The organism is Hymenobacter daeguensis (genome assembly GCF_054780555.1).
Genome location: NZ_BAAGWC010000001.1, coordinates 227,899 through 249,082 on the forward strand (window position 1 = coordinate 227,899; position 21,184 = coordinate 249,082).

Below are 21,184 nucleotides of genomic sequence, written 5' to 3' on the forward strand. Positions count from 1 at the left end.
GAAAACCATAGTAGGACAGGGCACTGGATAACGGGGGCAAAAGAACACCCTCCGCGTGGTGCGCGGCAGGGTGCCGCTTCAAATAAGCGCGGCATTGCTTCGGCAAAATAGGGCTTTTCTGGCCGGCTCATCCCTTTTCCTACCTTTGTGGCCCTATGGAAATCCTGCTCGCCACCTTTACCACCCTTTTCTCCATCGTCAATCCGTTTGGAGCAATGCCGGTTTTCCTCACCCTCACGGCCGATGACCGCGCCTCGGAGCGGGCCCGCACGGCCCTGCGCGCCTGCATCTACATGGTGGCCATCCTGAGCGTGGCTTTTTTTGGCGGGCAGTACATTCTCAATTTCTTTGGCATCAACATTCAGCATTTGCGCATTGCGGGCGGCATCCTGCTCATGCGCTCGGCCTTCGAGCTGCTCACGCCCGGCGGCAACCGCGACCGGGTGGGCCCCGATGCCCTCGAAGAAAGCAAGCAGAAGGACGACATCAGCTTCACGCCGCTGGCCATGCCCATGCTCTCGGGCCCGGGCTCGATGGCCATCTGCATCGGCCTCATCCGGCCCACATACTACGACAAAGCGATGACCATTGCGGGCTTTGCGCTGGTGGCGCTGGCGGCGTTTATCATCCTCATCTTCTCGCTGCGCCTCACCCGGGTGCTCGGCAAGCCGGGCATGGCGGCCATGTCGCGCATCATGGGCTTCATCACGCTGGCCATCGGGGTCAATTTCCTGGCCTCGGCCATCGGGACGCTGTTCCCGGGCCTGACGCGGTAAGCCTGGCTGACGACGGCGCAGTAGCGCCAGCTTTTAGCTCGCGCCTGCGTGCCGCCCGGTCATTCGGGCGCGCGAGCTAAAAGCTGGCGCTACTGCGCACCGGCCCGCCGGGCGTACCTTTGGGCTTCCTTATGCTGAAAAACGACCTTTTCCTGCGTGCCGCCCGGGGCGAAGCTACCGAGCGCACCCCCGTCTGGCTCATGCGCCAGGCCGGCCGCATCCTGCCCGAATACCGCGCCCTCCGCGCCCGCCTCTCCGGCTTCAAAGAGCTGGTCGAAACCCCCGAGCTGGCCGCCGAAGTCACCATCCAGCCCGTGGATGCGCTCGACGTGGACGCCGCCATCATCTTCTCCGACATCCTAGTGGTGCCCGATGCCATGGGCCTGCCCTACGAGATGGTGGAGTCGCGCGGGCCGCTGTTTCCCGAAGTCATCAAGTCGGCTGCCGACGTGGACAAGCTCCGCATTCCCGAGCCCGAAGAAGGCCTGGGCTACGTGCTGGAGGCCATTCGCATCACCAAAACCGCCCTCAACGGCCGGGTGCCGCTCATCGGCTTTGCCGGCGCGCCGTTCACCATTCTGGCCTACATGGTGGAGGGCCACGGCTCCAAAACCTTCAGCAAAGCGCGGGGCATGCTCTACCGCGAGCCCGCGCTGGCGCACCGCCTGCTGGCGAAAATCACCGCCACCACCATTGCCTATCTGAAAGCCCAGGTGGCGGCCGGGGCGCAAGTGGTGCAGGTGTTCGACTCGTGGGCCGGCATCCTGCCGCCCGCGCACTACACCGAGTTTTCGGCCCGCTACATTGCTGAAATCTGCGAGGCGCTGGCCCCGCTGGTGCCCGTCACGGTGTTTGCCAAGGGCGCGTGGTGGGCCGTGCCGGAGTTTGCCGCCATGCCCTGCCGCACCATCGGGCTCGACTGGAACCAGACGCCCGCCCACGTTCGCGCCGAAGCCGGCGACAAAACCCTGCAAGGCAACCTCGACCCCTGCGCCCTCTACGGCACCCCCGCCCAGGTAAAAGCCGCTACCGAAGCCATGATGCGCCAGTTCGCCGGCGGCCCCCACATCGCCAACCTCGGCCACGGCGTGTACCCGGACACGAATCCGGACAATGTGCGCGTGTTCGTGGAAACGGTGAAGGCGTGGCGGGGGTAGGTTGACGGAGTTTTACCCAACGAGTAGGGTGCGGGGCTGGTCCCCGCCCGTCGTTGAACTACCCGCCCTTGCATCGTTCAACGACGGGCGGGGACCAGCCCCGCACCCTACTGTTTTCTCCCCTATTCCCCACCTTATGTTCGGACCCGTCTTTTACCTCACCCTAGCGCTGCTGCTGGTGCTGCTGGCCTTCATGTGGCGCTGGTTTCTGCGGCGGCCGGAGCGCTCCACGGGCGAAACCATTCTGGTGGTGCTGGCCACGCTGGGCAGCCTCTCGCCGCTGGCGTTTTTGCTATACCTCTATTTTTCCGGTGCCGCTACGGGCTTGAAATAACCATTCCTCCCACTTCATGGACGTCAAAGACAGCAACGGCACCCTGCTCGCCGAAGGCGACTCGGTTACCCTCATCAAAGACCTGAAAGTGAAGGGCTCCTCGCTCACACTCAAACGTGGCACGCTGGTCAAAAACATCCGCCTCACCAACAGCCCCGCCGAGATTGAAGGGCGCGCCGGCGGCAGCACCATGGTGCTCAAAACCGAGTTTCTGAAGAAGGCTTAACGAGGTAGCGCGGACTGTTAATCCGCGTTCCGTGCCGTTTGCCTGTCGTTGAACCGGGGCGGGGGCGCGGACTGAAAGTCCGCGCTACTACCTACAGCCCGGCTTCCTGCGCTTCTTCCAGCAGCCGCTGCTTCTCCACGGGCACCACGCCCACCTGCTCGCACACCAGCCCGCCGCCTAGGTTGGCCAGCGCCGCCGTAAAGGCCGCCGGCTGCCCCAGCGCCACGCACAGCGCGGCAATGCTGATAACGGTATCGCCCGCGCCCGACACGTCGGAAATGGTGCGCAGGTGGGCCGGCAGGTAGGTTTTCTCGCTGCCCTGCTGGGCAAATACGCCGTACTCGGAAAGCGTCACCAGCACGATTTCGGGCGTCAGCTCCGCCCGCAGCCGGGCCACGGCGGCCTCGAAGCCGGGCCGGTCGGCGTTGGGCTCGCCGAATTCCAGCTTCAGGCCTTCGCGCAGCTCCTTCAGGTTGGGTTTGAACAGCGTGCAGTGGCGGTAGGCCAGGAAATTCTTCTTCTTGGGGTCCACCACCGTGGGAATGTTGCGCTGCCGGGCCCGCGCAATGCACTCCGTAATAATGGCCTCCCTGAGCACGCCCTTGTCGTAGTCCTCGAAGATGACCACGTCGGCCCGGGCCAGCAGGTCGTCGTAGGCGGCCAGCAGCTGGGCGGCTTCTTCCGTGTTCAGGTCGGTTTCAATCTCCGAATCGATGCGCAGCAGCTGCTGGCCCTGGGCCAGGATGCGCTGCTTCACGGTGGTGGGCCGGGCGGCGCTGCGGATGAGGCCATCGGCCGGCAGGTCGTGGGCGTGCAGGAGTTGCAGGAGCTGGTCGCCGCCCGCATCGGTGCCAATCACGGCGCAGAGCAGCGGCGTGGCCCCGAGGGCCTGCACGTTCAGGGCCACGTTGGCGGCCCCGCCGAGGCGGTTTTCGGTGCGGGCCACGTGCACCACGGGCACCGGCGCTTCGGGCGAGAGGCGCGTGGCGCGGCCCCACACGTAGGCGTCCACCATCACGTCGCCGATGATGAGGACGCGGAGGTTATTGAAGTTTTGAAAGAGGGTTGTGAGGGAATCAACAGGCATTCTGCAAAAGTAGGAACGCGCCACGGCGCGTTCGGTCGTTGAACGGCAATTATGCGTCTTGAGGCGGGCGCTGGCATCGAACGCGCCGTGGCGCGTTCCTGGCATCGAACGCGCCGTGGCGCGTTCCTACAACTTCGCCAGGCTGGCCTTGATGCGGCGAAACGCCTCTACCAGCTTGTCATCGGCGGCGGCGGTGCTGAAGCGAATGCACCCGGGAGCCCCAAACGCATCGCCCGACACGGCCGAAACGTGGGCATCGTTCAGCATGAACAGCGCCAGGTCCAGCGCGTTGTGGATGACGCTGCCGTCGGGCGCGGTGCGGCCAAAATAGGCCGAGACTTCGGGGAAGATGTAGAAAGCGCCGCTGGGTGTGGGCGTGTTGAAGCCGGGAATGTCCTTCACGATGTCCAGCACCAAATCGCGGCGGCGGCGGTAGGCGGCCACCATCTCATCGGCCGAGGCGCGGCCGCCGCGCAGGGCCGCCAGCCCCGCCCGCTGGCTGATGGAGCAAGTGCCGGAGGTAATCTGGCTCTGCATCTTCTCGCAGGCGGCGGCAATGTCCGGCCGGGCGGCGAGGTAGCCCAGGCGCCAGCCCGTCATGGCGTAGCCTTTCGAGAAGCCGTTCACGGTGATAACCCGGTCCTTGACCTCCGCAAAGTGGGCCAGGCTGGCGTGCTCGCCCACGAAGTTGATGTACTCGTAAATCTCGTCGGCCAGGGCGTACACCTGCGGGTGGCGGGCCAGCACATCGGCGATGCCGGCCAGTTCGTCGCGGCTGAACACCGCCCCGGTGGGGTTGCAGGGCGAGGAGTACATGATGAGCTTGGTGCGGGGCGTGATGGCGGCCTCCAGCTGGGCGGCGGTCACTTTGTACTCGTTTTCGAGGGTGCCGCGCAGCTCCACCGTCACGCCCTCGGCCAGCTTCACCATCTCCTCGTAGCTCACCCAGTAGGGCGAAAACACGATGACTTCGTCGCCGGGGTTCACCAGGCTGAGCACGGCGTTGGCCAGGGCCTGCTTGGCCCCGGTGCTCACCACAATCTGGTTGGGCAGGAAATCGAGCTGGTTGTCGCGCTTGAACTTGTCGCAGATGGCCTGCCGCAGCTCCGGAATGCCGGGCACCGGCGTGTAGAAGGTGTAGCCGTCGTCCAGGGCCTGCTTGGCGGCATCCTTGATGTACTGCGGGGTCTGGAAATCGGGCTCGCCGAAGCTGAGGTTGATGACGTCCACGCCGGTGGCCATCAGCTCGCGGGCCTTCTTGACCATGGCAATGGTGGCCGGCTCGGTCATGGCCAGCAGGCGGGCGGAGAGCGGGGAAGTCGGGGCGAGGGTGGCGGTATCGGGCATGTCGGGCAGCGGTAAATGGGACGGTAAAGGTAAGGCGGTGCGGAACGTCTGTCCTCCTGAGCGGAGCGAAGGCCCTTATCACGGCAGGGCAATGCGCAGCAATCCAGTGGCGCAGGCCTGGCCAGGTCCTTCGCTCCGCTCAGGAGGACCGATGGGCGTGAGTGCTACTGCCCCAGCCGGCGCCAGCAGCGCCAGATGATGCGCAGGTCGGTGCCGGGCTCGTAGTCTTTGGCGTAGAGCAGCTCCAGCCGCCGCAGGGTCACCTCATTGAGCGGGGCAAGGGCATTAGCCGCGTCGGCGGGCGAGAGCACGGCGGGCACGGCGCGGGCCGGGCCATCGAGGTAGCGCAGGCCCACCCAGGTGCGGCTGCCGAGCAATACCGCTGCGCAGTTGCGCAGGAACCCCGCTTTTTGTGATTGAAACCACACCAGCAAGGGCGCCAGCAGCAGCAGCCCGGCGCTGGTCAGCACGTCGAGCAGGCGCTTGGCGCGGGCCTGCTGGGGCTGGTAGAGGTTGAGGGCAATGTCGAGGGTGTAGTAGTCGCCGGGCGAGTCTTTGCTGCTGCTGCCGATGATGTACTGGCTGTCTTCGGGCAGGATTTTGTAGGCCACCGGCGGGTCGGCGGGCAGGCTCAGCATGAGGGTGATAATCTGGCTGGCAGGCAGGTCCTTACCGCAGAAAATCAGCTCGTTCAGGTCGTAGAGGCGAATGATGTCGGCCAGCTGGCGCAGCTCGCCCAGGGCTTCGCCAATGGGCGCATGGGTGAATGGGTGAATGGGTGAATGGTCGTCGGGTTCTTCTACATCTGAGGCGGCTTTTTCCTGGCCCACGCTCACGTAGCCAATCACGCGGGCCGACACCTGGGCCTGCTCCAGCAGGGCGCGCACGCGGCGGCTTTCGGGCCCCGAGCCCACGATGGCGATGTTTTTCTGGCGGCGCTCGCTCAGGTGCAGGTTGCGGTACTTGATGAAGTGGGCGAGCAGCTGCCGGCCCACCAGCGCCGCCACGGCCCAGGCCCCGCCCAGAATAATCAGGGCTTTGGAAAAGCGCCAGGCGTCGAGAAAATTCGAGGCGGCCGAAATAATCAGCGTGCCCACAAACACGCCCCGCACCACCCGCGAAGTGCGCACGGGCGGGTCGTAGCCGCCGCTGAGGAACACCGACAACAGCCAGACCACGATGTAGGCCGGCACGGCCACTTCCATGTATTCGGGCGGGTAGTTGCCGGGCACAAACTTGTGGTTGCGCTCCCAGTAGCCTTTCAGAAAGTACATGCCGCCCCAAATCAGGCCGGCGTCGAGCAGCAGCGGGGCCGCGCGCACCACCAGGCGCTCGGCCACGGCCGCGCCGGCCCGCAGCCAGATGGCGGCATTTATCAGCAGCGAAAACAGGCCCGCCCGGCCCGGCGCAAAGTGCTTCTGGGCAAAAATCACCATGGCCCGGTAAAACACGAACACGTAGTTCACGCTGGTGCGCTTGGTGCTCTCGCCCTTGTAGTGAATGATGCGCGTGCCGGGGAAATAATAGTTTTTCCAGCCGCCCTGCGTGAGGCGGTACGAGAGGTCGATGTCCTCGCCGTACATAAAATAGTCTTCGTCGAGCAGGCCCACTTGGTCGAGCGCGGCCTTGCGCAGCAGCATAAACGCCCCGCTCAGCACCTCAATCTCGTGCGTCTGGTCCTTATCGAGGAAGCCCAGGTGGTAGCGCCCGAAGGTGCGCGACTTCGGAAACACGCTAGCCAGCCCAAACATCTTATAGAACGCCACGGCCGGCGTGGGCAGGGCGCGCTTACTTTCGGGCAGGAATTTGCCCTGGCCGTCGAGCATTTTCACGCCCAGGCCGCCACAGTCGGGGTGCGCGTCCATGAAGGCGCAGCAGGCCCGGAAGGTGTCCTCCTCCACCACGGTGTCGGGGTTGAGCAGCAGCTGGTACTGGCCGGTGGCGCGGCGCAGGGCCTGGTTGTTGGCCTTCGAGAAGCCGGGGTTGTCGCGGTTGGCCATGAGCACCACCTCCGGAAACCGGGCCCGCACCATGGCCACCGAGCCGTCGGCCGAGTTGTTATCGACCACGAACACCTCCACCGGGTGGCCCAGCTTCTCCACGGCCCGCCGCACCGAGAGCAGCGCCTGCTCCAGAAAATAGCAGACGTTGTAGTTGACAATGACGACGGAGAGCTTGACCACGGAGGGCGAAATTAAGCCACGCCGCCCGCCTGGCGGCTACGGGAGCTCCTTTTAGCGGCCCGGCCCCGGCCAGATGGCTTGCGGGAGCTCCTTTTAGCGGTCTGGCCGAGGCCGGAGTGCTAAAAGGAGCTCCCGCAAGGGGGCCGGCCCCGGCCAGCGTGCTTAAGGGAACTCCTTTAAGGGGTCCGGCCTCGACCTGACAGGAGGAATATTGTTAAGATGCGCGCGTGCAATTTCGGCCGCAAAAAGCCCCGGAACCAAGTGGAACCGGGGCTGGTCGTTTCAGCAAGGGCCTGGCAGTTACAGGCCGGACTATCTAGGCAGCCCTTCGATTTCTTCGGCGCTGCTTCGCAATGACCGGTCCGGCCCATGCAGCCGGCTTACAGCATCATGCCGCCCGTGGCCTCAATGCGCTGGCCGTTGAGCCACCGCGCCGCGTCGGTGCAGAGGAAGGCCACGAGGCCGCCAATGTCGTCGGGCTCGGCCACGCGGCCCAGGGCCGTAATCTGGGTCACGTAGGCGCGGATTTCGGGCGTGTCCGTCATGGCTCCGCCGCCAAATACCGCGCCGGGAGCCACCACGTTGGCTGCAATGCCCCGCGGGCCCAGCTCCAGGGCGAGGACGCGCGTAAATACTTCTACCGCGCCTTTCATGCTGGCATAGGCCGCGCTGCCGGCGAAAGCAACCCGCGTAGTGCCGGAGGAAATGTTGATAATCCGGCCGCCATCGCGCAGCAGCGGCAGCGCCCGCTGCGTGAGGAAGTACACGCCCTTGAAATGAATGTTGAGCATCTCCTCGAACTGTGCCTCCGTGGTTTCGGCAATGGGCGCGCTCAGGCTGGTGCCGGCGTTGTTGATGAGAAAGTCGAACCGGTCGGTGCCGAAAGCATCGGCCAGGGCAGTGGTGACCTGCGCGAAAAAGGCCTCGAACGTGCTGATGTCGGCCGCGTTCAGGGGCAGCGCCACGGCGCGGCGGCCCAGGGCTTCAATCTCGGCCACCACGGCGGCGGCTTCGGCCTGCTGGGTGTGGTAGGTCAGGATAACGTCGATGCCCTGTTGGGCCAGTTTCAGGGCCATGTCTTTGCCCAGGCCCCGGCTGCCGCCGGTGAGCAGGGCTATTTTGGAGGTACTCATAGGGAGTGTGGTTGAGGGGTTAATTGAACACGACAAAGGTCCCCTGCCCTCCCGGCCGCCGCGTTGTACCCGCCAATCAGCTTCTTGTAGAAATCAAACCGCCACGGCATCCAGCGCCCGAAAAGCCCCGGGGCTCACGGTAGCGTAGCGGCGAAAAAAGTGCGAGAAGTGGGCCACATCCACGAAGCCCAGGCTGTCGGCAATTTCCCAGAGCGTCCACTCCGACTCCCGCAGCAGCACCTTGGCCTCCTGCGCCAGCCGCCCGCCAATGAGGTCGGTGGTGGTGCGGCCGGTGCTGTCCCTGAGCACCTTGTTGAGGTGGTTGACGTGCACGGCCAGGTGGTCGGCAAAGGCCTTCGCGGTGCGCAGCGGCACCCGCTGCTGGGGCGTGGTGAGCGGAAACTGCCGCTCCAGCAGCTCCGCAAAGCGCGAGGTGAGCCGGGCCGCCGCCGAGTGCGCGGGGTGCAGCGTGGCGGCGGGCTGCCGCTTCTGGCCCAGGTGCAGCAACTCCAGCACGTAGGCCCGCAGCAGGTCGTACTTGTGAGCATAGTCGGATGCCAGCTCCTCGTGCATTCGGATAAAAATGGCCGTTGCCCGCGCCATTTCGGCCGGTGTCAGCTGAAACACGAGGTAGCCGTCGGCCCGGAACAGCGGCAGCTCATCGGGGGTGAGCCCGCCCAGCACCGGCAGCAGAAACTCCGCCGTGTAGAGGCAAAGATGCCCCAGCTGCGCCTCGGCCGGCCACCACTGAAACGACACCTTCGGCGTCGAAAACACCAGGGCATCGGGGGCAATGGCAATGGTCTGGTCGGCGTATTCGGCACGGCTGTGGCTGTGCAGCAAGCTGATTTTGTAGAAGGACCGGCACGGATACGACGTGTTGGGCCGCAGCTGGCTCGATTCCCAGAAGTCGGCCAAATCGAACACGTTGAAGTGGCCCACCTCGCGCTGAATGCCCCCCGGCAGCAGCGTGGTCAGGTCGGCACCCATGCAGGGGGCCAGCTCCTGGTACAGGGCATTGAGCGCGGAAGTCGTCATCGGCAGGAGCTTGTAAGATTCAAAGCCCAGCAACCCGCGAACCGCCGGAAGGTTTGCCCCGGCCCGCGGCAGCTTCGCCCAAGCAAAAGCCCCGGCGCTTATGCAGCGCCGGGGCCTGAAACCGCGAAAAAAGCCGGCGGGACTACCGCGCCTGCCGCTGCCGGTCCACAATGCTGCGGCCGAGGGTGATTTCGTCGGCGTATTCCAGCTCGCCGCCCATCGGAATGCCCCGCGCAATGGTGCTGAGGTGCACGTTGGGCAGGTCGCGCAGGCGGCGCGAAAGGTAGAAGGCCGTGGTGTCGCCCTCCATGGTGGGCGAGATGGCCAGGATGACCTCGCGCACCTCCGTGTCTTCGGCCGCCGCCCGCTCCACCAGCGAGTCGATGTGCAAATCGGCCGGGCCGATGCCCTCGATGGGCGAAATCACGCCGCCCAATACGTGGTACACACCCTTGTACTGGCCGGTATTCTCGATGGCAATGACGTCGCGCACATCCGACACCACGCACACCAGGCTGTGGTCGCGCAGCTTATTGGCGCAGATGCCGCACTCCTCGGCATCGGAAATGCTGTGGCAGGTTTTGCAATAGGTGATTTCGAAACGCATCTTGGCCAGGGCCTCGGCCAGCGAGGCGGTGGTGTCCATCTCCGCTTTCAGCAGGTGCAGGGCCAGGCGCAGGGCCGTTTTCTTGCCAATGCCGGGCAGGCGCGAGAGTTCGCCCACGGCGTTTTCAATCAGCTTGGAGGGAAATTCCATTCAAAAAATGTAAGAATGTGCCAATGTGGAAATGTGCGAAATGAATATGGCCGGCTGATATTCAGCACATTTACCACATCCTACACCTTTTCACATCAAATAACGTCGGCCGAGATGCCGCGGTCGTGGATGGCGCTGCACATGGGTTCCAGTTCTTCGTAGGTGCCCATTTTCACGGCGCACTTGCCCTTGTAGTGGATGAGCAGGGTGCATTGCTCGGCCTGCTCGGGCTGGTGGCCGCACACGTCCATCAGGGTTTTGATGACGTGGTCGAAAGTGTTGATGTCGTCGTTGTACACGACGAGGTTGCGCAGCTCGGCTTCGTCTTCGAGCAGCAGGACCTCTTCATCGTAATCAATTTGCGGACGCGTGTTCATAAGGCAAATTTACGCAGGAAAAGCCCGCGTGGGGCAGCCGTTCATAACCCCGAATCGGGGGAATTCGTTTCGCAGAATCAGGCCGAATTATTTTGGCAGCCCCACCGTGCCCCGCGCCCCATGCCCGTTCCCTCCCCCGATTTCAAGAAAGCCCTCAAGCGCCTCTCCGAGCCCGAAAAGGAAGCCCTGCTCCTGCGCGCCGTGCGCCGCGATGCCGAGCTCTACGAAACCATCCGCTTCGAGCTGCTGGCCGACGTGACCCTGGGCCAGGTGCAGGAAGAAACCGCCGACCGCATCCACGAGCTGTTCAACGTGGCCGTTTCGGGCCGCCTGCTCAACCGCAGCCTGGTGAAAGCCGTGCGGGCCAGCGTGCAGGAAGCCGCCCGCGCCCGCCGCATCACCAAAAGCAAGCAGCTCGAAATCGACCTGCTGGTGTACATCCTGCGCCAGTGCATCGACAACTATTCCGGGCAGTTCGACAGCGTCTGGGATGGTTTCTACAACGCCACGGCCCGGCTGGCGGCCCGCGTGCCGGCGCTGGTTCTCAAGAGCCTGCACGAAGACCTGTGGGTGGAATACAAGGCCGAGCTGGACGCTGTTCTGAGCGAGCTGCACCGCCGCAAAAAAAGCCATAACCTGAAATTCGAGCTGCCCCGCAGCTTCGAAATCCCCGAATAAAAAAAGCCCGCCAAGGCTGGCGGGCTTTTTTTATTATCGACGGCTTTAACTCAAAAAAAGCTAATAGCTCGCGCTTAGGATTTCTTGGCAATCACGTTGAAGGTCAGGTCGAACGTGTCGTAGATGGCTTTGTCGCCGATGCTTTCGAAGAACGACTTCGAGCCGTATTTCAGGCCGAACTTGGTGCGGTCGATGGTCACTTTGCCGGTGGCCGAGGCGATGCCGTCCTTCACGCCGGCTTTGGCGGGGAAGCTGATGCGCTGCGTCACGCCCTTGATGGTCATGTCGCCGGCGATGGTCACGTTGTCGGCATCTTTAGCGGCGCCTTTGATGGGCGTTACGCTCACGATTTTGAAGGTCGAAGTGGGGTAGGTAGCCACGCCGAAGAAGTCGTCGCTGCTCATGTGGCCCACAAATTTGCCCTGGCTTTCGGCATCCTTGATGTCGGTGGCTTTCATGGACTTCATGTCCACGGTCACGGTGCCGCCCACGATGGAGTTGCCCTTCACAATCAGGTCGCCGCCCGTGAAGTTCATGGTGCCGTTGTGGCCGTGGGTCACGGCTTTGCCTTCCCAGCCCAGGGTGCTCAGCTGCGGCTGCAGCTTGTAGGCGGGGTCGGCGGCAGCGGCTTTGGCGGGAGCCACTTTGGCAGCCGAGGCAGCGGGAGCTGCTCCGAGTACGGCTACGGCAAACAGGGCGGGCAAGAGGAATTTTTTCATGACAAAAAGAAAATTGAAAAAAGGTAAGAAGTGTTGGTTGAGGCAAAAGCCACGGCCGGGCGGCCGTAGCGAAAAAGCGTGCCAGACGGCACCGTAAATAAGTTATTCGACGTCGCGCATCCTGTCGAGCAGGGCGTTGAGCTGGCGCAGCTCGTCTTCGCTGAGCGGGGCTTTGCACGGCGAGTTCAGCACGCCGGCGGCCTCAATGGCGTCGAGCAGGTCGAGGCCGGCTTTGGTAATTCGGATGTCGACGGCCCGGCGGTTGGCTGGGCACACGGTGCGGGTCACGAGTTTTTTTTCTTCGAGCCGGTCCACAATGCGGGAGGCGTTGCTGGTTTTGTCCAGCATCCGGTCGATGAGCAGGGCCACGGTGGCCGGCAGCGGGTGCTGCCCACGCAAAATGCGCAGGATGTTGAACTGGGGCGAGGTGAGGCCGAACGGCTTGAAGGCCGCCGCCTGCCGCAGCTCGAGCCAGCCGGCCGTGTATATCAGGTTGATATAGGCCTTCTGGTATTCGTCGCGGAAAATAGGCTGCTTGATTTCGTCTTCGATGCGCATGGGAGGCAGTGGAATCGGATGCAAATTTATGTACATACATTTAATGTCGCAACACCGTTCCAATATTTCTATAAAAATTCTGGCACCGCGCCCTCCCGCTTCACCCAAATGCTTCCCCCGAACGTACTCCCGCAAACTATCCCGTTTTTCACCGCACTTCCTTTGCCATGAAACGCTTCGCTTTTCTCCTGCTCACGGCCGCCGGTCTGGCCACCGCCCCCCGCCTTGCCGCAGCCCAGGACGGGGGCTTTCCCGTCCAAACCACTCCGCGCACCCAGTTTGTGATGCAAAACGGTGAGGTGGTGCGCCGCGACGGCAGCCAAATCACCGCCCTCACCCAGAATGTGAAGCTGGCCAGCGGGGTCAAAATCAACTATAAGAACGGCATCATCGAAATGCCCGCCGACAAGGTGAATGCCCAGGGCAAAAAAATTACCCTGCGCGAGGGCGACTACGTGAAGGCCGACGGCGGCATCGTGTTTGCCACGCCCGCCAGCGCCGCCGCTGCCCGGGGCGAAACCGCGCCCGCCGGCGCCAGATACGACACCTACGTGCAGCGCGGCCCCGGCTACTCCGACCCTGCCATGCAGGTATCGCTCCTCAACAAAAAGGTGGAGCTTCTGACGCGCAAAGTGGCCCTGCTGAGCCAAAGCCAGCCCGCCACCCCCGAAACCAAAGCCATCGACGACGAGTTGGCCAAGCTCGACACGCAGCTGGGCGGCAAGTAAGCCGGGCCGCGCACCATAGCCCCGGTGGGGCGGGCGCGGGCCCGCCCGCCCAGCACCCGACCGCGCGACAAGGGGCGTTATAGGCGCAATGCCAGCTGCCCTTCGGCCTCCGTCACCAGCCCGAAGGGTTCGTCCTGCACAATCAGAAAGCCGTCGAGGTCGAGCACATCGGCCAGGGCGCTTATTTCCAACGCCCCGGCAATGCCCACGGTGGTTTCCACCATGCAGCCCAGCATGGGCAGCAGGCGGTGGGCGCGGGTGCGGCGCAGCAGTTCGATGCCGCGCCGGAAGCCGCCGGCTTTCATCAGCTTCACATTTACGCCGTGGAACTGCCGGGCGATTTCGGCAAAATCGGCCGAGTCGGTCACCGATTCATCGGCCACGAGGGGCACGGCGCTGCGTGGGCACAGGTAGCGGTAGTCATCGGCCAGGGCGGCGGGCATGGGCTGCTCCAGCAGGCGCAGGTGCAGGCCCGGCAGCGCGGCGGCCTGCGCCAGAAAGCGCAGCACGCTGTCGGCATCGGGCCAGGTTTCGTTGCCGTCCACCAGCAGCGCGTGGCCGGGCAGGGCGCGGGCCACTTCGCGCAGCAGGTCGAGTCCTTCGGCCTGATTTACTTTAATTTTCAGCAGTTCGAAGCGGGCCGCGTTCTGCTCGCGCAGAAACCCAGCCACTGCGCCCGGCTCCATAATGGGCAGGGAGAAAGCGGTGGGCACGCGGACCGCCGGGGCCGGCACGCCCAGCCATTGCCAGGCCGGCTGCCCGGCCGTGGCCGCCAGCCATTGCACCAGCGCCGCTTCGAGCCCAAAGCTCAGGGCGTGCGAAACCGGATGAACTGCCAGCAGGGCATCCAGTTCGTCCAGCGTGGCCACCGTCGCTAAACCATTGGTCATCAGGCCAGCAAATTGTTCCTGCAGCAGCTCTGGGGTTTCGCCGTAGCGCACGTTGGGCGCGGCCTCGCCCAGGCCGGTGTGGCCGTGGGCGCTGACGCGCAGCAGCAGATTGGTCTTGGTGGTGGAGGCGTTGCGGGAGATTTTCCACACATAGCGCAGCGGCAGCACGAGCGGAGTGAGGGACCAGACAGGCATGGGTGGGAATTAAAAGAAAGCCGTAGCACAGCCGCGACGGACGGGGATTTGCCCTTTACGCAGCCACCGGGTAAAAGCAGCGGTTCGACTGGAATTTCTGCTAATCAACCTAATTTTCTTTAAAACGCCTCCACCGCATGGTGGCTGGGCTGCCCGGTTCATTAGCTTTGCTGAGTAATAGCAATTCTTGACTATTATATACAACTTCTTTTCCTTCACCTCTTTTATGCAAAAACTTTTCCTCATCATCCTTTCGCTGGCTGGTATGTGGCTGGGAGTGGCTTTGTCGGCCCGGGCCCAGACCTCCGCGCCGACGGCGCACAGCGTCATACCGTGGTTCACGGTGTATAATAAGGCGCTGGTGGTTCAGACCGGCAGCCAGACCAAGCCCCTGACCAAAGACGTGACCCTGCCCAACGGCGTGCGCGTGGAATACCGCACCCAATCGGTGCTGCTGACGAACGGCACCCGCGTGCAAATGCAGGAAGGCGATTTGCTGAGCCTGAACGGTGAGTTCATTCGCAAAAATCCCGCGCCCGAACCAGCGGCCAGGGCCGTAGCCCCGGCACCGGCACCAGTGGCGGCCGCTCCGGCGCCGGAACCGGCCCCCGTGGCCGCACCGGCGCCAGCACCGGCACCAGCTGCCGCGCCGGCGCCGGCCGCTTTCACGTTTCGGCCCACGGCCCCGGTCGGCGGCAGGCTCAAGGGCGTGGTGGAGCTGGGGGCCAGCGGCTTCAATATGTTCATCGTTCGCATCGACGACCAGCACAACTGGCAGCTCGAAAAGTCGGAATTCGGCAACAGCCTGGTGATGGAAAACATGGCCACCGCCGCCGACGTGCGCAACGGCCTGAAAGCCTACATTGGCAAGATGCTGGATTTTGGCGTGAGCGGGCGCGACATTCATTTCGTGGTGAGCTCCGGGGCCGCTACGGCCGATGTGACGCGCCGCATTGTGCAGGAGCTGGAGGCCCTGAAATACAAGGTGAACACCGTGACGCCCGAGCGCGAAGGCACCCTGGGCCTGCGCGCCGCCCTGCCCGATGCCTACGCCAACAAAGCCTTCGTGCTGGACATGGGCTCGGCCAACAGCAAGATTTCGTGGCTGGAGCGCGGCCAGCCAAAATCGCTGGACACCCACGGCTCCAAGTATTATGAGAAGGGCCTCAACGATGCCATTGTGGCCAGCGAGGTGAAGGCCAAAGCCGGTCAGGTGCCGGCCCGGCTGCGCGGCACCTGCTTCATCATCGGCGGGGCCCCCTACGAAATGGCCAAGGCCGTGCGCCAGGGCCAGGAGCCTTTCACGGTGCTACACGCACCCGATGGCTACCCGCAGCTGTCGGGGGCCAAGGCGAAAGCCGGCCTGAATATCTACCAGGCCGTGGCCGAGGCCACCGGCTGCAAGCAGTTTGTGTTCGGCTACGACGCCAACTTCACCATTGGCTACCTGCTGTCGCTGCCGTAGCATTGCCGGCGCGCACCTGGCAAAAGGCTCTGCACCTCGCTGGTGCAGAGCCTTTTCTGTATTTGCCGCGCGGCATCATTTGTGGGCGGGCAAAGCTGCTGGCGCGAGAATGCCGTTCTTTGAGCTTGGTTCCGTCATTACTGCCCTTTTCAACTGCATGGCAAAATCCCGTTTACTCCTTGTTGCAATCGTGCTGGCCGTGCTGGCCGGCATTCTCACCCTGCTGGTAGCCAATAATTTAGTTGCCGCTCCGCCGGCCGTGCCCGTGGCTGCGCGCTGGCTGGCGCTGCTGGCCATCGGGGCGGCCGTGGCCCCCCGCCGCTCCCTCACCCTCTGGATTGTGGTGAGCATGCTGGTGGGCATTGAGCTGGGCCACGACGCGCCGGGCGTGGCCATGAGCCTGAAAGTATTGAGCGATGCCTTCCTGCGCCTGGTGAAAACCATCATTGCGCCACTGGTTTTTGCCACCCTGGTGGTGGGCATTGCCGGCCACGCCGACCTCAAGCAGGTGGGGCGCATGGGCGTGAAAGCACTGGTTTATTTTGAAGTCGTGACCACGTTTGCGCTGTTTATCGGCCTGGCGGCCATCAACCTGACCAAAGCGGGCGTGGGCATCAGCAAGGCCGGCGTGAAGGAAGAAGCCCTCACTGCCGCCGCCCCCCAAACGGCGGCCGACATCATCCTGCACATCTTCCCCGAAAACATTGCCAAATCGGTGGCCGAAGGACAGGTCCTGCAAGTGGTAATTTTTGCCATCATCTTCGCCATCGGCCTGGCCCTCACGCCCGAACGCCCTCGCCGCGTGATGCTGGAATTCTGCGAGAGCCTGTCGGAGGTCATGTTCAAGTTCACCAATGTGGTGATGTACTTCGCGCCCCTGGGCGTGGGCGGGGCCCTGGCCTACACGGTGGGCAAAATGGGCTTTGCGCCGCTGCTCAATGCCTTTCAGCTGCTGCTCACGCTCTATGGCGCGCTGGCCGCGTTTGTGCTGCTTGTGCTGCTGCCCGTGGCTTTCCTGGCCCGCCTGCCCCTCAAGCGCTTCATTGCGGCGGTGGCCGAGCCGGTGAGCATTGCCTTCGCCACTACTTCCTCCGAAGCCGCCCTGCCCCGGGCCATGGAAGCCATGGAAAGCATTGGGGTGCCGCGCCGCATCGTGGCCTTCGTGATGCCGACGGGCTATTCCTTCAACCTCGACGGCACGACGCTTTACCTCTCACTGGCAGCGGTGTTTGTGGCCCAGGCGGCGGGGGTACCGCTCAGCTTCGGCGACCAACTCCTCATGGTGTTCACGCTCATGCTCACCAGCAAGGGCGTGGCGGGCGTGCCGCGGGCTTCGCTGGTCATTCTCCTGGCTACGGTTTCCTCGTTCAGCCTTCCGGCCTGGCCGGTATTTATCATCCTCGGCATCGATGCGCTGATGGACATGGCCCGCACGGCCGTGAACGTGCTGGGCAACTGTCTGGCCTCGGCTGTCGTAGCCCGTTGGGAGGGAGAGTTCGTGGACGACTACCGCGGACCCGACCCGACAGCCGAGGCCGCCGTACTGGCCCAATAGAACTATCTTTAGATACACTGAACGAAAAATATTAACCGCCGGTTATTTTTCTGCCATTCGAACTAAATTTTTGACCTTTTAGCGAGAAAAGGCTATAATGCCGATATAAATCATCTAATTTTACATCATCCGCTAAGAGCCGCTTTCACTAAGTGCCAGCAAGTGTTTTAAACTTAATATTTTAATTTCACGATATTACTTCTACCTAACCTTACCCCTATGAAACGTATCCGTCCTTTTGCGCTGCTGGCCTTCGCTCCGGCCTTGTTGCTGGCCCCGGCCTGCGTATCGGTAAAAAACCAGATGCGCAGCACGCCCACGGCTTCTATCTCCAAGCGCCTGCCCGCGCTGGAGGTGCTGGCCGACCAGGGCCCCCTGGCCATGAACGATGGCGCGCTGCCCGAAGACCCGCTGAAGCTGTTCCAGCAGGAGTGCCGCATCAACCTGACCGAGCCCACCGATACGGCCACTTATGGCTACGCCAAGCTGGTGGTGAAAAAGGTAAAAACCCTGCGCACCGGCCGCGCCGTGCAAGGCCTGCAGGTGCTTACGTTTATGATTCCGGCCGTGCTGGGCATTCCGCTGGAGTGGTACAAGACCACGCTGCAGGCCGAGGTGCAGGTGAGCGATGCCGCCGGCAACCTGCTGGGCTCCTACCCCGGCACCGGCACTTCCGAAGTGAAGGTGGCCATGTACCACGGCTACTCGCAAACCGCCGCCCCACGCCTGGCCGACATCATTGCCCTGCGCGGGGCCATGGCCCAGATTCGCCCGCAGCTCGACACCGCCACGGCCCGCCTGCGCCCCCTGCTGCTGGCCGGCGGCACCGTGGAGAACCCCACACTGCCGGCTTCATCGTCGGTGACGGAAAACCGCTAGGCTACTCTTACTTTTTAGTTGAGGCATATTTTTAGCTGAGATATCTACGTTGAGCAAGGCCCGTAGCGCCTCGCTGCCCAGGCCGGGCGGTGGGTGCTACGGGCCTTATCTTTGGCACTACATGACTGCGACTCCTTTTCTTCGGCTTACTGCGCTATTCATCGGGCTGCTGCTGAGTGGCTGCTGCGCCAACAACGTGTGCAACTGCAACGATGCGCAGGAGGACATCATCAAGCTGGTATTTTCGAGTCGGTTCACCACCGCCGAGCTCGATACGCTGGTACTGGTGCGCTACCCGCTGCTGTACGACTCGCTGACCACCAAGCCGGAAACCGTGACGCTGATTCGGCTCGGGGCCCAGCCCAATGACACTATCTTCCTGAACAACAGCACGCCCTTCGCGCAGATTGGCACGGCTCGCCTCAACCAGTACCGCTACCAGATTCGCTACCGCAGGGCGCCGCGCCCAGCCAAGCTGGCCACCGCGCTGCTTATCGACCAGGTAACGCTCAAAGGCAGCTTTGAGGGCGACGGCTGCTGCACCTGCTACACCAATTATGACAAGCGCATTGCGGCCCGGCAGGATTCTTCCCGAAACGTGCGCGTTGACACGGTTTACAACCTGAGGCCCCGGCCTGTTTTCACCATTTACAAAAAACCTTAACCGGGCCGGCAGCGCGGGCCGCGCAGTCGGCACCGCGCTGCAACGATTGGCCGGGCCCCTGCGTTTTCGTCTTATGCCCGTTTCCACTCCCCTGCCTCTGGTGCCGGTGGCCCCCGCCGCCGCCAAAGCCGCCGTTCCGGCTTCGGCTTTTCCCTTTCGCTCCACGCTCAGCCTGGAGCCGCTCATTGCCTACTGGCACGCGCGCGAAACGGCCAGCAACGCCGGGGTAGCCCTGCTGGCGCGCACCATTGGCGAGCAGGTGGCGGCGGCCCCCTGGTGCCGGGGCCCCATCACCGACTATTCGGTGCTGGAATGCAACTGCGACCTGGTAGAAACCCTGATGCTGGCCGTATTTCCGCCGGCCTCGTTCGCCACCGACATCAGCGGTGTCATTGGCCCGTTTCAGCGGCGCAGCTTCTACTCGACGCAGCATTTCGAGGAGGTGATGCTGAACAAGGACCGCATCATCAAGCAGCCGCTGAACGTGGACCTGGCGGCCATGGAGCGGCGGCTGAGCCTGATGGCGTACCAGCTGGTGCTGCTTCGCGTGTACAACACCGAGCTGCCGTCGCTGGGCACCATTGTGTTCACGGTGCCCGACTATAAAATCGGCCTCTACCGACACTACGGGCTCGATTTCAATACTGATTTTGTGACGGTGAAAGTAGTGGGCGAGCCGCCCGTGCTGAACGCAGAGCAGCTGGACCTGCTGCTGCACAACCGCCACCGGCTGGAAGTGTGGCAGGCCCTGCTGCCGGCCGAGCACTTCGAGCTGGAAGGCTTTAACGTGCTGCAGCTGGTGGACGTGACCGACCAGGAAATACTGTCGGAGCTGAAATACGACCTGCTGGAGCGCGACGTGCTGCAAACCCCGGCCCGCTTCGAGCAGATTCAGGAGAAGCTGCGGGTGCTGTTTGCGCAGCCGTCCTTGCAGCTCGGCATCGCGGCGTATGACGAGAAAAAGCGCGCTTTTGTGGATTTTGGCCGCAAAATCAACCACAGCTTCATCACCAAGCAGGTGCAGCACCAGTCGGCCGACAGCAGCTTCCGGCTGATATACGACCGGCTGCTCCGCGAGCGGGAGCCGCTGGTGCTGAAGGACGTGGCCACGGCCGACATTCCGGAGGACCTGCGCCAGCAGATTCTGAGCCTGGGCATTCACTCGGCCATTCTGGCCCTGCTGCCCTACGGCAACGACACGGTGGGCCTGCTGGAGTTGGGCTGCCCCACCGTGAACGGGCTCGATGAGTTTGACATGGCCAAGGTGGCGCAGTTTGTGCCGCTGTTTGCCGTGGCCGTGAAGCGCAATGCCGAAGACCTGCAAACGCGGGTGCAAGCCATTATCCAGCAGAAGTTTACGGCCATTCATCCCACCATGGAGTGGCGCTTTGCCGATGCGGCCCGCAACCTGCTCACCAAGCTGGACGAGGGCAACCGCACCGCCGAGATGGAGCCCATCGTGTTTGAAGACGTGTACCCGCTGCACGGTTCCTGCGACATCCGGGGCAGCAGCACGGTGCGCAACGAGGCCATTCAGGGCGACCTGATTGAGCACCTCACGCTGGCCAATAAGGTGCTGAAAAAAGCGTCGGAATACCAGCAGCTGCCCATTCTGGACGAGCTGAAATTCTACGTCACCAAGCACCTGAAACGCCTGCGCGACGGCCTGCTCTCCGGCGACGAGGCCAATATCTACGACTCGCTGAAGCGCGAGGTGGAGCCGCTGTTCGAGTACCTGGCCACGCACACGCCCGACCTGCGCCCGGTCATCACCAATTACTGGAACAACATCGACCCGCGGCTGGGCATCCTCTACAAGCGCCGCCAGGACTTCGAAACCAGCGTAACCACCCTGAACGATGCCGTGAGCGACTACCTCGACGAGGAGGAAGAAAAGGCCCAGCAGATGTTCCCGCATTACTTCCAGCGCTACAAAACCGATGGCGTGGAGTTCAACATCTACGTGGGCAGCACGCTGGTGGAGGACAAACCGTTTGACCTGGTGTTCCTGAAAAACCTGCGCCTGTGGCAGCTGCTGACGATGGTGGAAATCACGCGCCGCACCGCCGCCCTCAAAGCCACGCTGCCCGTGCCGCTCGATACCACCCAGCTCATCCTCATCCACGGCCAGCCGCTGAGCATCCGCTTCCGGCAGGACGAGCGGCAGTTCGACGTGGACGGGGCCTACAACATTCGCTACGAAATCATCAAGAAGCGCATCGACAAAGCCACCGTGCTGGGCACCGGCGAGCGCCTGACCCAGCCCGGCACCATTGCGCTGGTGTATGCCCAGAGCCGCGAGGCCGTGGAGTATTACGAGTACATCGACTACCTCCAGGACCGGGGCCTGCTTATGCCCGGCGTGGAGGAGTTGGAGCTGGAGGAGCTGCAGGGCGTGAAAGGGCTGCTGGCGCTGCGCGTGCGGGTGCAGCTGTAGC

General features: G+C 63.3%; 21 protein-coding genes. 11 read left to right on the forward strand and 10 right to left on the reverse strand.

Annotation, left to right across the window (positions count from 1 at the left end):
• Positions 1-155: 155 nt before the first annotated feature.
• The 4 genes from ACYVHT_RS00980 to ACYVHT_RS00995 all read left to right on the forward strand — a co-directional run bounded on the left by ACYVHT_RS00980 (position 156) and on the right by ACYVHT_RS00995 (position 2,493).
• Positions 156-776 (forward strand): MarC family protein, encoded by a 621-nt coding sequence (locus ACYVHT_RS00980; protein ID WP_460547018.1) that lies wholly within the window; start codon positions 156-158, stop codon positions 774-776.
• A 131-nt stretch (positions 777-907) separates the two neighbouring features.
• Positions 908-1,933: a uroporphyrinogen decarboxylase gene (gene hemE / locus ACYVHT_RS00985; RefSeq protein WP_460547020.1), complete on the forward strand. Its 1,026-nt coding sequence runs from the start codon at positions 908-910 to the stop codon at positions 1,931-1,933.
• 136 nt (positions 1,934-2,069) lie between these two features.
• Positions 2,070-2,267, forward strand: coding sequence for a hypothetical protein (locus ACYVHT_RS00990; protein WP_460547022.1), 198 nt, complete (start codon positions 2,070-2,072; stop codon positions 2,265-2,267).
• Between the two features lie 16 nt (positions 2,268-2,283).
• Positions 2,284-2,493 (forward strand): alkylphosphonate utilization protein, encoded by a 210-nt coding sequence (locus ACYVHT_RS00995; RefSeq protein WP_460547024.1) that lies wholly within the window; start codon positions 2,284-2,286, stop codon positions 2,491-2,493.
• 91 nt (positions 2,494-2,584) lie between these two features.
• On the opposite strand, the gene ACYVHT_RS01000 is transcribed toward ACYVHT_RS00995, so the two are convergent.
• The 7 genes from ACYVHT_RS01000 to ACYVHT_RS01030 all read right to left on the reverse strand — a co-directional run bounded on the left by ACYVHT_RS01000 (position 2,585) and on the right by ACYVHT_RS01030 (position 10,415).
• Positions 2,585-3,580 (reverse strand): bifunctional heptose 7-phosphate kinase/heptose 1-phosphate adenyltransferase, encoded by a 996-nt coding sequence (locus tag ACYVHT_RS01000; RefSeq protein WP_460547026.1) that lies wholly within the window; start codon positions 3,578-3,580, stop codon positions 2,585-2,587.
• Between the two features lie 126 nt (positions 3,581-3,706).
• Positions 3,707-4,927, reverse strand: coding sequence for a pyridoxal phosphate-dependent aminotransferase (locus tag ACYVHT_RS01005; RefSeq protein ID WP_460547028.1), 1,221 nt, complete (start codon positions 4,925-4,927; stop codon positions 3,707-3,709).
• 164 nt (positions 4,928-5,091) lie between these two features.
• A complete protein-coding gene (locus ACYVHT_RS01010; RefSeq protein WP_460547030.1) occupies positions 5,092-7,110 on the reverse strand; it encodes a glycosyltransferase in 2,019 nt (672 codons plus the stop codon).
• Positions 7,111-7,490: 380 nt separating this feature from the next.
• Positions 7,491-8,243, reverse strand: coding sequence for an SDR family NAD(P)-dependent oxidoreductase (locus ACYVHT_RS01015; RefSeq protein ID WP_460547032.1), 753 nt, complete (start codon positions 8,241-8,243; stop codon positions 7,491-7,493).
• 93 nt (positions 8,244-8,336) lie between these two features.
• Positions 8,337-9,281 carry a helix-turn-helix domain-containing protein gene (locus tag ACYVHT_RS01020; protein WP_460547034.1) on the reverse strand — a complete coding sequence of 315 codons (945 nt, stop codon included), beginning with the start codon at positions 9,279-9,281 and terminating at the stop codon, positions 8,337-8,339.
• A gap of 142 nt (positions 9,282-9,423) precedes the next feature.
• Positions 9,424-10,038 carry a recombination mediator RecR gene (gene recR / locus ACYVHT_RS01025; protein ID WP_460547036.1) on the reverse strand — a complete coding sequence of 205 codons (615 nt, stop codon included), beginning with the start codon at positions 10,036-10,038 and terminating at the stop codon, positions 9,424-9,426.
• 95 nt (positions 10,039-10,133) lie between these two features.
• The gene (locus ACYVHT_RS01030; RefSeq protein WP_460547037.1) at positions 10,134-10,415 is read right to left on the reverse strand and encodes an ATP-dependent Clp protease adaptor ClpS; all 282 of its coding nucleotides are present in this window, start codon (positions 10,413-10,415) and stop codon (positions 10,134-10,136) included.
• 120 nt (positions 10,416-10,535) lie between these two features.
• On the opposite strand from ACYVHT_RS01030, the gene ACYVHT_RS01035 reads away from it, so the two are divergent.
• Complete coding sequence (locus ACYVHT_RS01035; protein WP_460547039.1) at positions 10,536-11,093, forward strand: hypothetical protein; 558 nt, start codon at positions 10,536-10,538, stop codon at positions 11,091-11,093.
• Between the two features lie 74 nt (positions 11,094-11,167).
• Here ACYVHT_RS01035 and ACYVHT_RS01040 read toward each other — a convergent pair whose 3' ends face one another.
• Entirely contained in the window at positions 11,168-11,812 is a 645-nt protein-coding gene (locus ACYVHT_RS01040) for a YceI family protein (protein ID WP_460547041.1), read from the reverse strand.
• Between the two features lie 102 nt (positions 11,813-11,914).
• On the reverse strand, positions 11,915-12,370 hold the full coding sequence (locus ACYVHT_RS01045; protein ID WP_460547043.1) for a MarR family winged helix-turn-helix transcriptional regulator: 456 nt from the start codon (positions 12,368-12,370) through the stop codon (positions 11,915-11,917).
• A 167-nt stretch (positions 12,371-12,537) separates the two neighbouring features.
• On the opposite strand from ACYVHT_RS01045, the gene ACYVHT_RS01050 reads away from it, so the two are divergent.
• Positions 12,538-13,098, forward strand: coding sequence for a DUF6799 domain-containing protein (locus ACYVHT_RS01050; RefSeq protein ID WP_460547045.1), 561 nt, complete (start codon positions 12,538-12,540; stop codon positions 13,096-13,098).
• Positions 13,099-13,175: 77 nt separating this feature from the next.
• Here the strand turns inward: ACYVHT_RS01050 and ACYVHT_RS01055 are convergent, their stop codons facing one another.
• Complete coding sequence (locus ACYVHT_RS01055) at positions 13,176-14,183, reverse strand: enolase-like domain-containing protein (RefSeq protein WP_460547047.1); 1,008 nt, start codon at positions 14,181-14,183, stop codon at positions 13,176-13,178.
• A 226-nt stretch (positions 14,184-14,409) separates the two neighbouring features.
• Between ACYVHT_RS01055 and ACYVHT_RS01060 the strand changes: the two genes are divergently transcribed.
• The 5 genes from ACYVHT_RS01060 (at position 14,410) to ACYVHT_RS01080 (ending at position 21,183) form a co-directional block, all read left to right on the forward strand.
• Complete coding sequence (locus ACYVHT_RS01060; protein WP_460547049.1) at positions 14,410-15,648, forward strand: DUF6799 domain-containing protein; 1,239 nt, start codon at positions 14,410-14,412, stop codon at positions 15,646-15,648.
• A gap of 157 nt (positions 15,649-15,805) precedes the next feature.
• Positions 15,806-17,203, forward strand: a complete 1,398-nt coding sequence (locus ACYVHT_RS01065) for a dicarboxylate/amino acid:cation symporter (RefSeq protein ID WP_460547051.1) — start codon at positions 15,806-15,808, stop codon at positions 17,201-17,203.
• 219 nt (positions 17,204-17,422) lie between these two features.
• Complete coding sequence (locus ACYVHT_RS01070; RefSeq protein ID WP_460547053.1) at positions 17,423-18,082, forward strand: hypothetical protein; 660 nt, start codon at positions 17,423-17,425, stop codon at positions 18,080-18,082.
• A gap of 121 nt (positions 18,083-18,203) precedes the next feature.
• A complete protein-coding gene (locus ACYVHT_RS01075; RefSeq protein ID WP_460547055.1) occupies positions 18,204-18,746 on the forward strand; it encodes a hypothetical protein in 543 nt (180 codons plus the stop codon).
• A 73-nt stretch (positions 18,747-18,819) separates the two neighbouring features.
• The gene (locus ACYVHT_RS01080; protein WP_460547057.1) at positions 18,820-21,183 is read left to right on the forward strand and encodes a GAF domain-containing protein; all 2,364 of its coding nucleotides are present in this window, start codon (positions 18,820-18,822) and stop codon (positions 21,181-21,183) included.
• Position 21,184: the final 1 nt, after the last annotated feature.

Excerpts from the sequence above, each read along its gene's own strand:
- ACYVHT_RS00980 (WP_460547018.1), top strand. The coding sequence starts at position 156 with ATGGAAATCCTGCTCGCCACCTTTACCACCCTTTTCTCCATCGTCAAT.
- hemE (WP_460547020.1), top strand. The coding sequence starts at position 908 with ATGCTGAAAAACGACCTTTTCCTGCGTGCCGCCCGGGGCGAAGCTACC.
- ACYVHT_RS00990 (WP_460547022.1), top strand. The coding sequence starts at position 2,070 with ATGTTCGGACCCGTCTTTTACCTCACCCTAGCGCTGCTGCTGGTGCTG.
- ACYVHT_RS00995 (WP_460547024.1), top strand. The coding sequence starts at position 2,284 with ATGGACGTCAAAGACAGCAACGGCACCCTGCTCGCCGAAGGCGACTCG.
- ACYVHT_RS01000 (WP_460547026.1), bottom strand. The coding sequence starts at position 3,580 with ATGCCTGTTGATTCCCTCACAACCCTCTTTCAAAACTTCAATAACCTC.
- ACYVHT_RS01005 (WP_460547028.1), bottom strand. The coding sequence starts at position 4,927 with ATGCCCGATACCGCCACCCTCGCCCCGACTTCCCCGCTCTCCGCCCGC.
- ACYVHT_RS01015 (WP_460547032.1), bottom strand. The coding sequence starts at position 8,243 with ATGAGTACCTCCAAAATAGCCCTGCTCACCGGCGGCAGCCGGGGCCTG.
- ACYVHT_RS01020 (WP_460547034.1), bottom strand. The coding sequence starts at position 9,281 with ATGACGACTTCCGCGCTCAATGCCCTGTACCAGGAGCTGGCCCCCTGC.
- recR (WP_460547036.1), bottom strand. The coding sequence starts at position 10,038 with ATGGAATTTCCCTCCAAGCTGATTGAAAACGCCGTGGGCGAACTCTCG.
- ACYVHT_RS01030 (WP_460547037.1), bottom strand. The coding sequence starts at position 10,415 with ATGAACACGCGTCCGCAAATTGATTACGATGAAGAGGTCCTGCTGCTC.
- ACYVHT_RS01035 (WP_460547039.1), top strand. The coding sequence starts at position 10,536 with ATGCCCGTTCCCTCCCCCGATTTCAAGAAAGCCCTCAAGCGCCTCTCC.
- ACYVHT_RS01040 (WP_460547041.1), bottom strand. The coding sequence starts at position 11,812 with ATGAAAAAATTCCTCTTGCCCGCCCTGTTTGCCGTAGCCGTACTCGGA.
- ACYVHT_RS01045 (WP_460547043.1), bottom strand. The coding sequence starts at position 12,370 with ATGCGCATCGAAGACGAAATCAAGCAGCCTATTTTCCGCGACGAATAC.
- ACYVHT_RS01050 (WP_460547045.1), top strand. The coding sequence starts at position 12,538 with ATGAAACGCTTCGCTTTTCTCCTGCTCACGGCCGCCGGTCTGGCCACC.
- ACYVHT_RS01055 (WP_460547047.1), bottom strand. The coding sequence starts at position 14,183 with ATGCCTGTCTGGTCCCTCACTCCGCTCGTGCTGCCGCTGCGCTATGTG.
- ACYVHT_RS01060 (WP_460547049.1), top strand. The coding sequence starts at position 14,410 with ATGCAAAAACTTTTCCTCATCATCCTTTCGCTGGCTGGTATGTGGCTG.
- ACYVHT_RS01065 (WP_460547051.1), top strand. The coding sequence starts at position 15,806 with ATGGCAAAATCCCGTTTACTCCTTGTTGCAATCGTGCTGGCCGTGCTG.
- ACYVHT_RS01070 (WP_460547053.1), top strand. The coding sequence starts at position 17,423 with ATGAAACGTATCCGTCCTTTTGCGCTGCTGGCCTTCGCTCCGGCCTTG.
- ACYVHT_RS01075 (WP_460547055.1), top strand. The coding sequence starts at position 18,204 with ATGACTGCGACTCCTTTTCTTCGGCTTACTGCGCTATTCATCGGGCTG.
- ACYVHT_RS01080 (WP_460547057.1), top strand. The coding sequence starts at position 18,820 with ATGCCCGTTTCCACTCCCCTGCCTCTGGTGCCGGTGGCCCCCGCCGCC.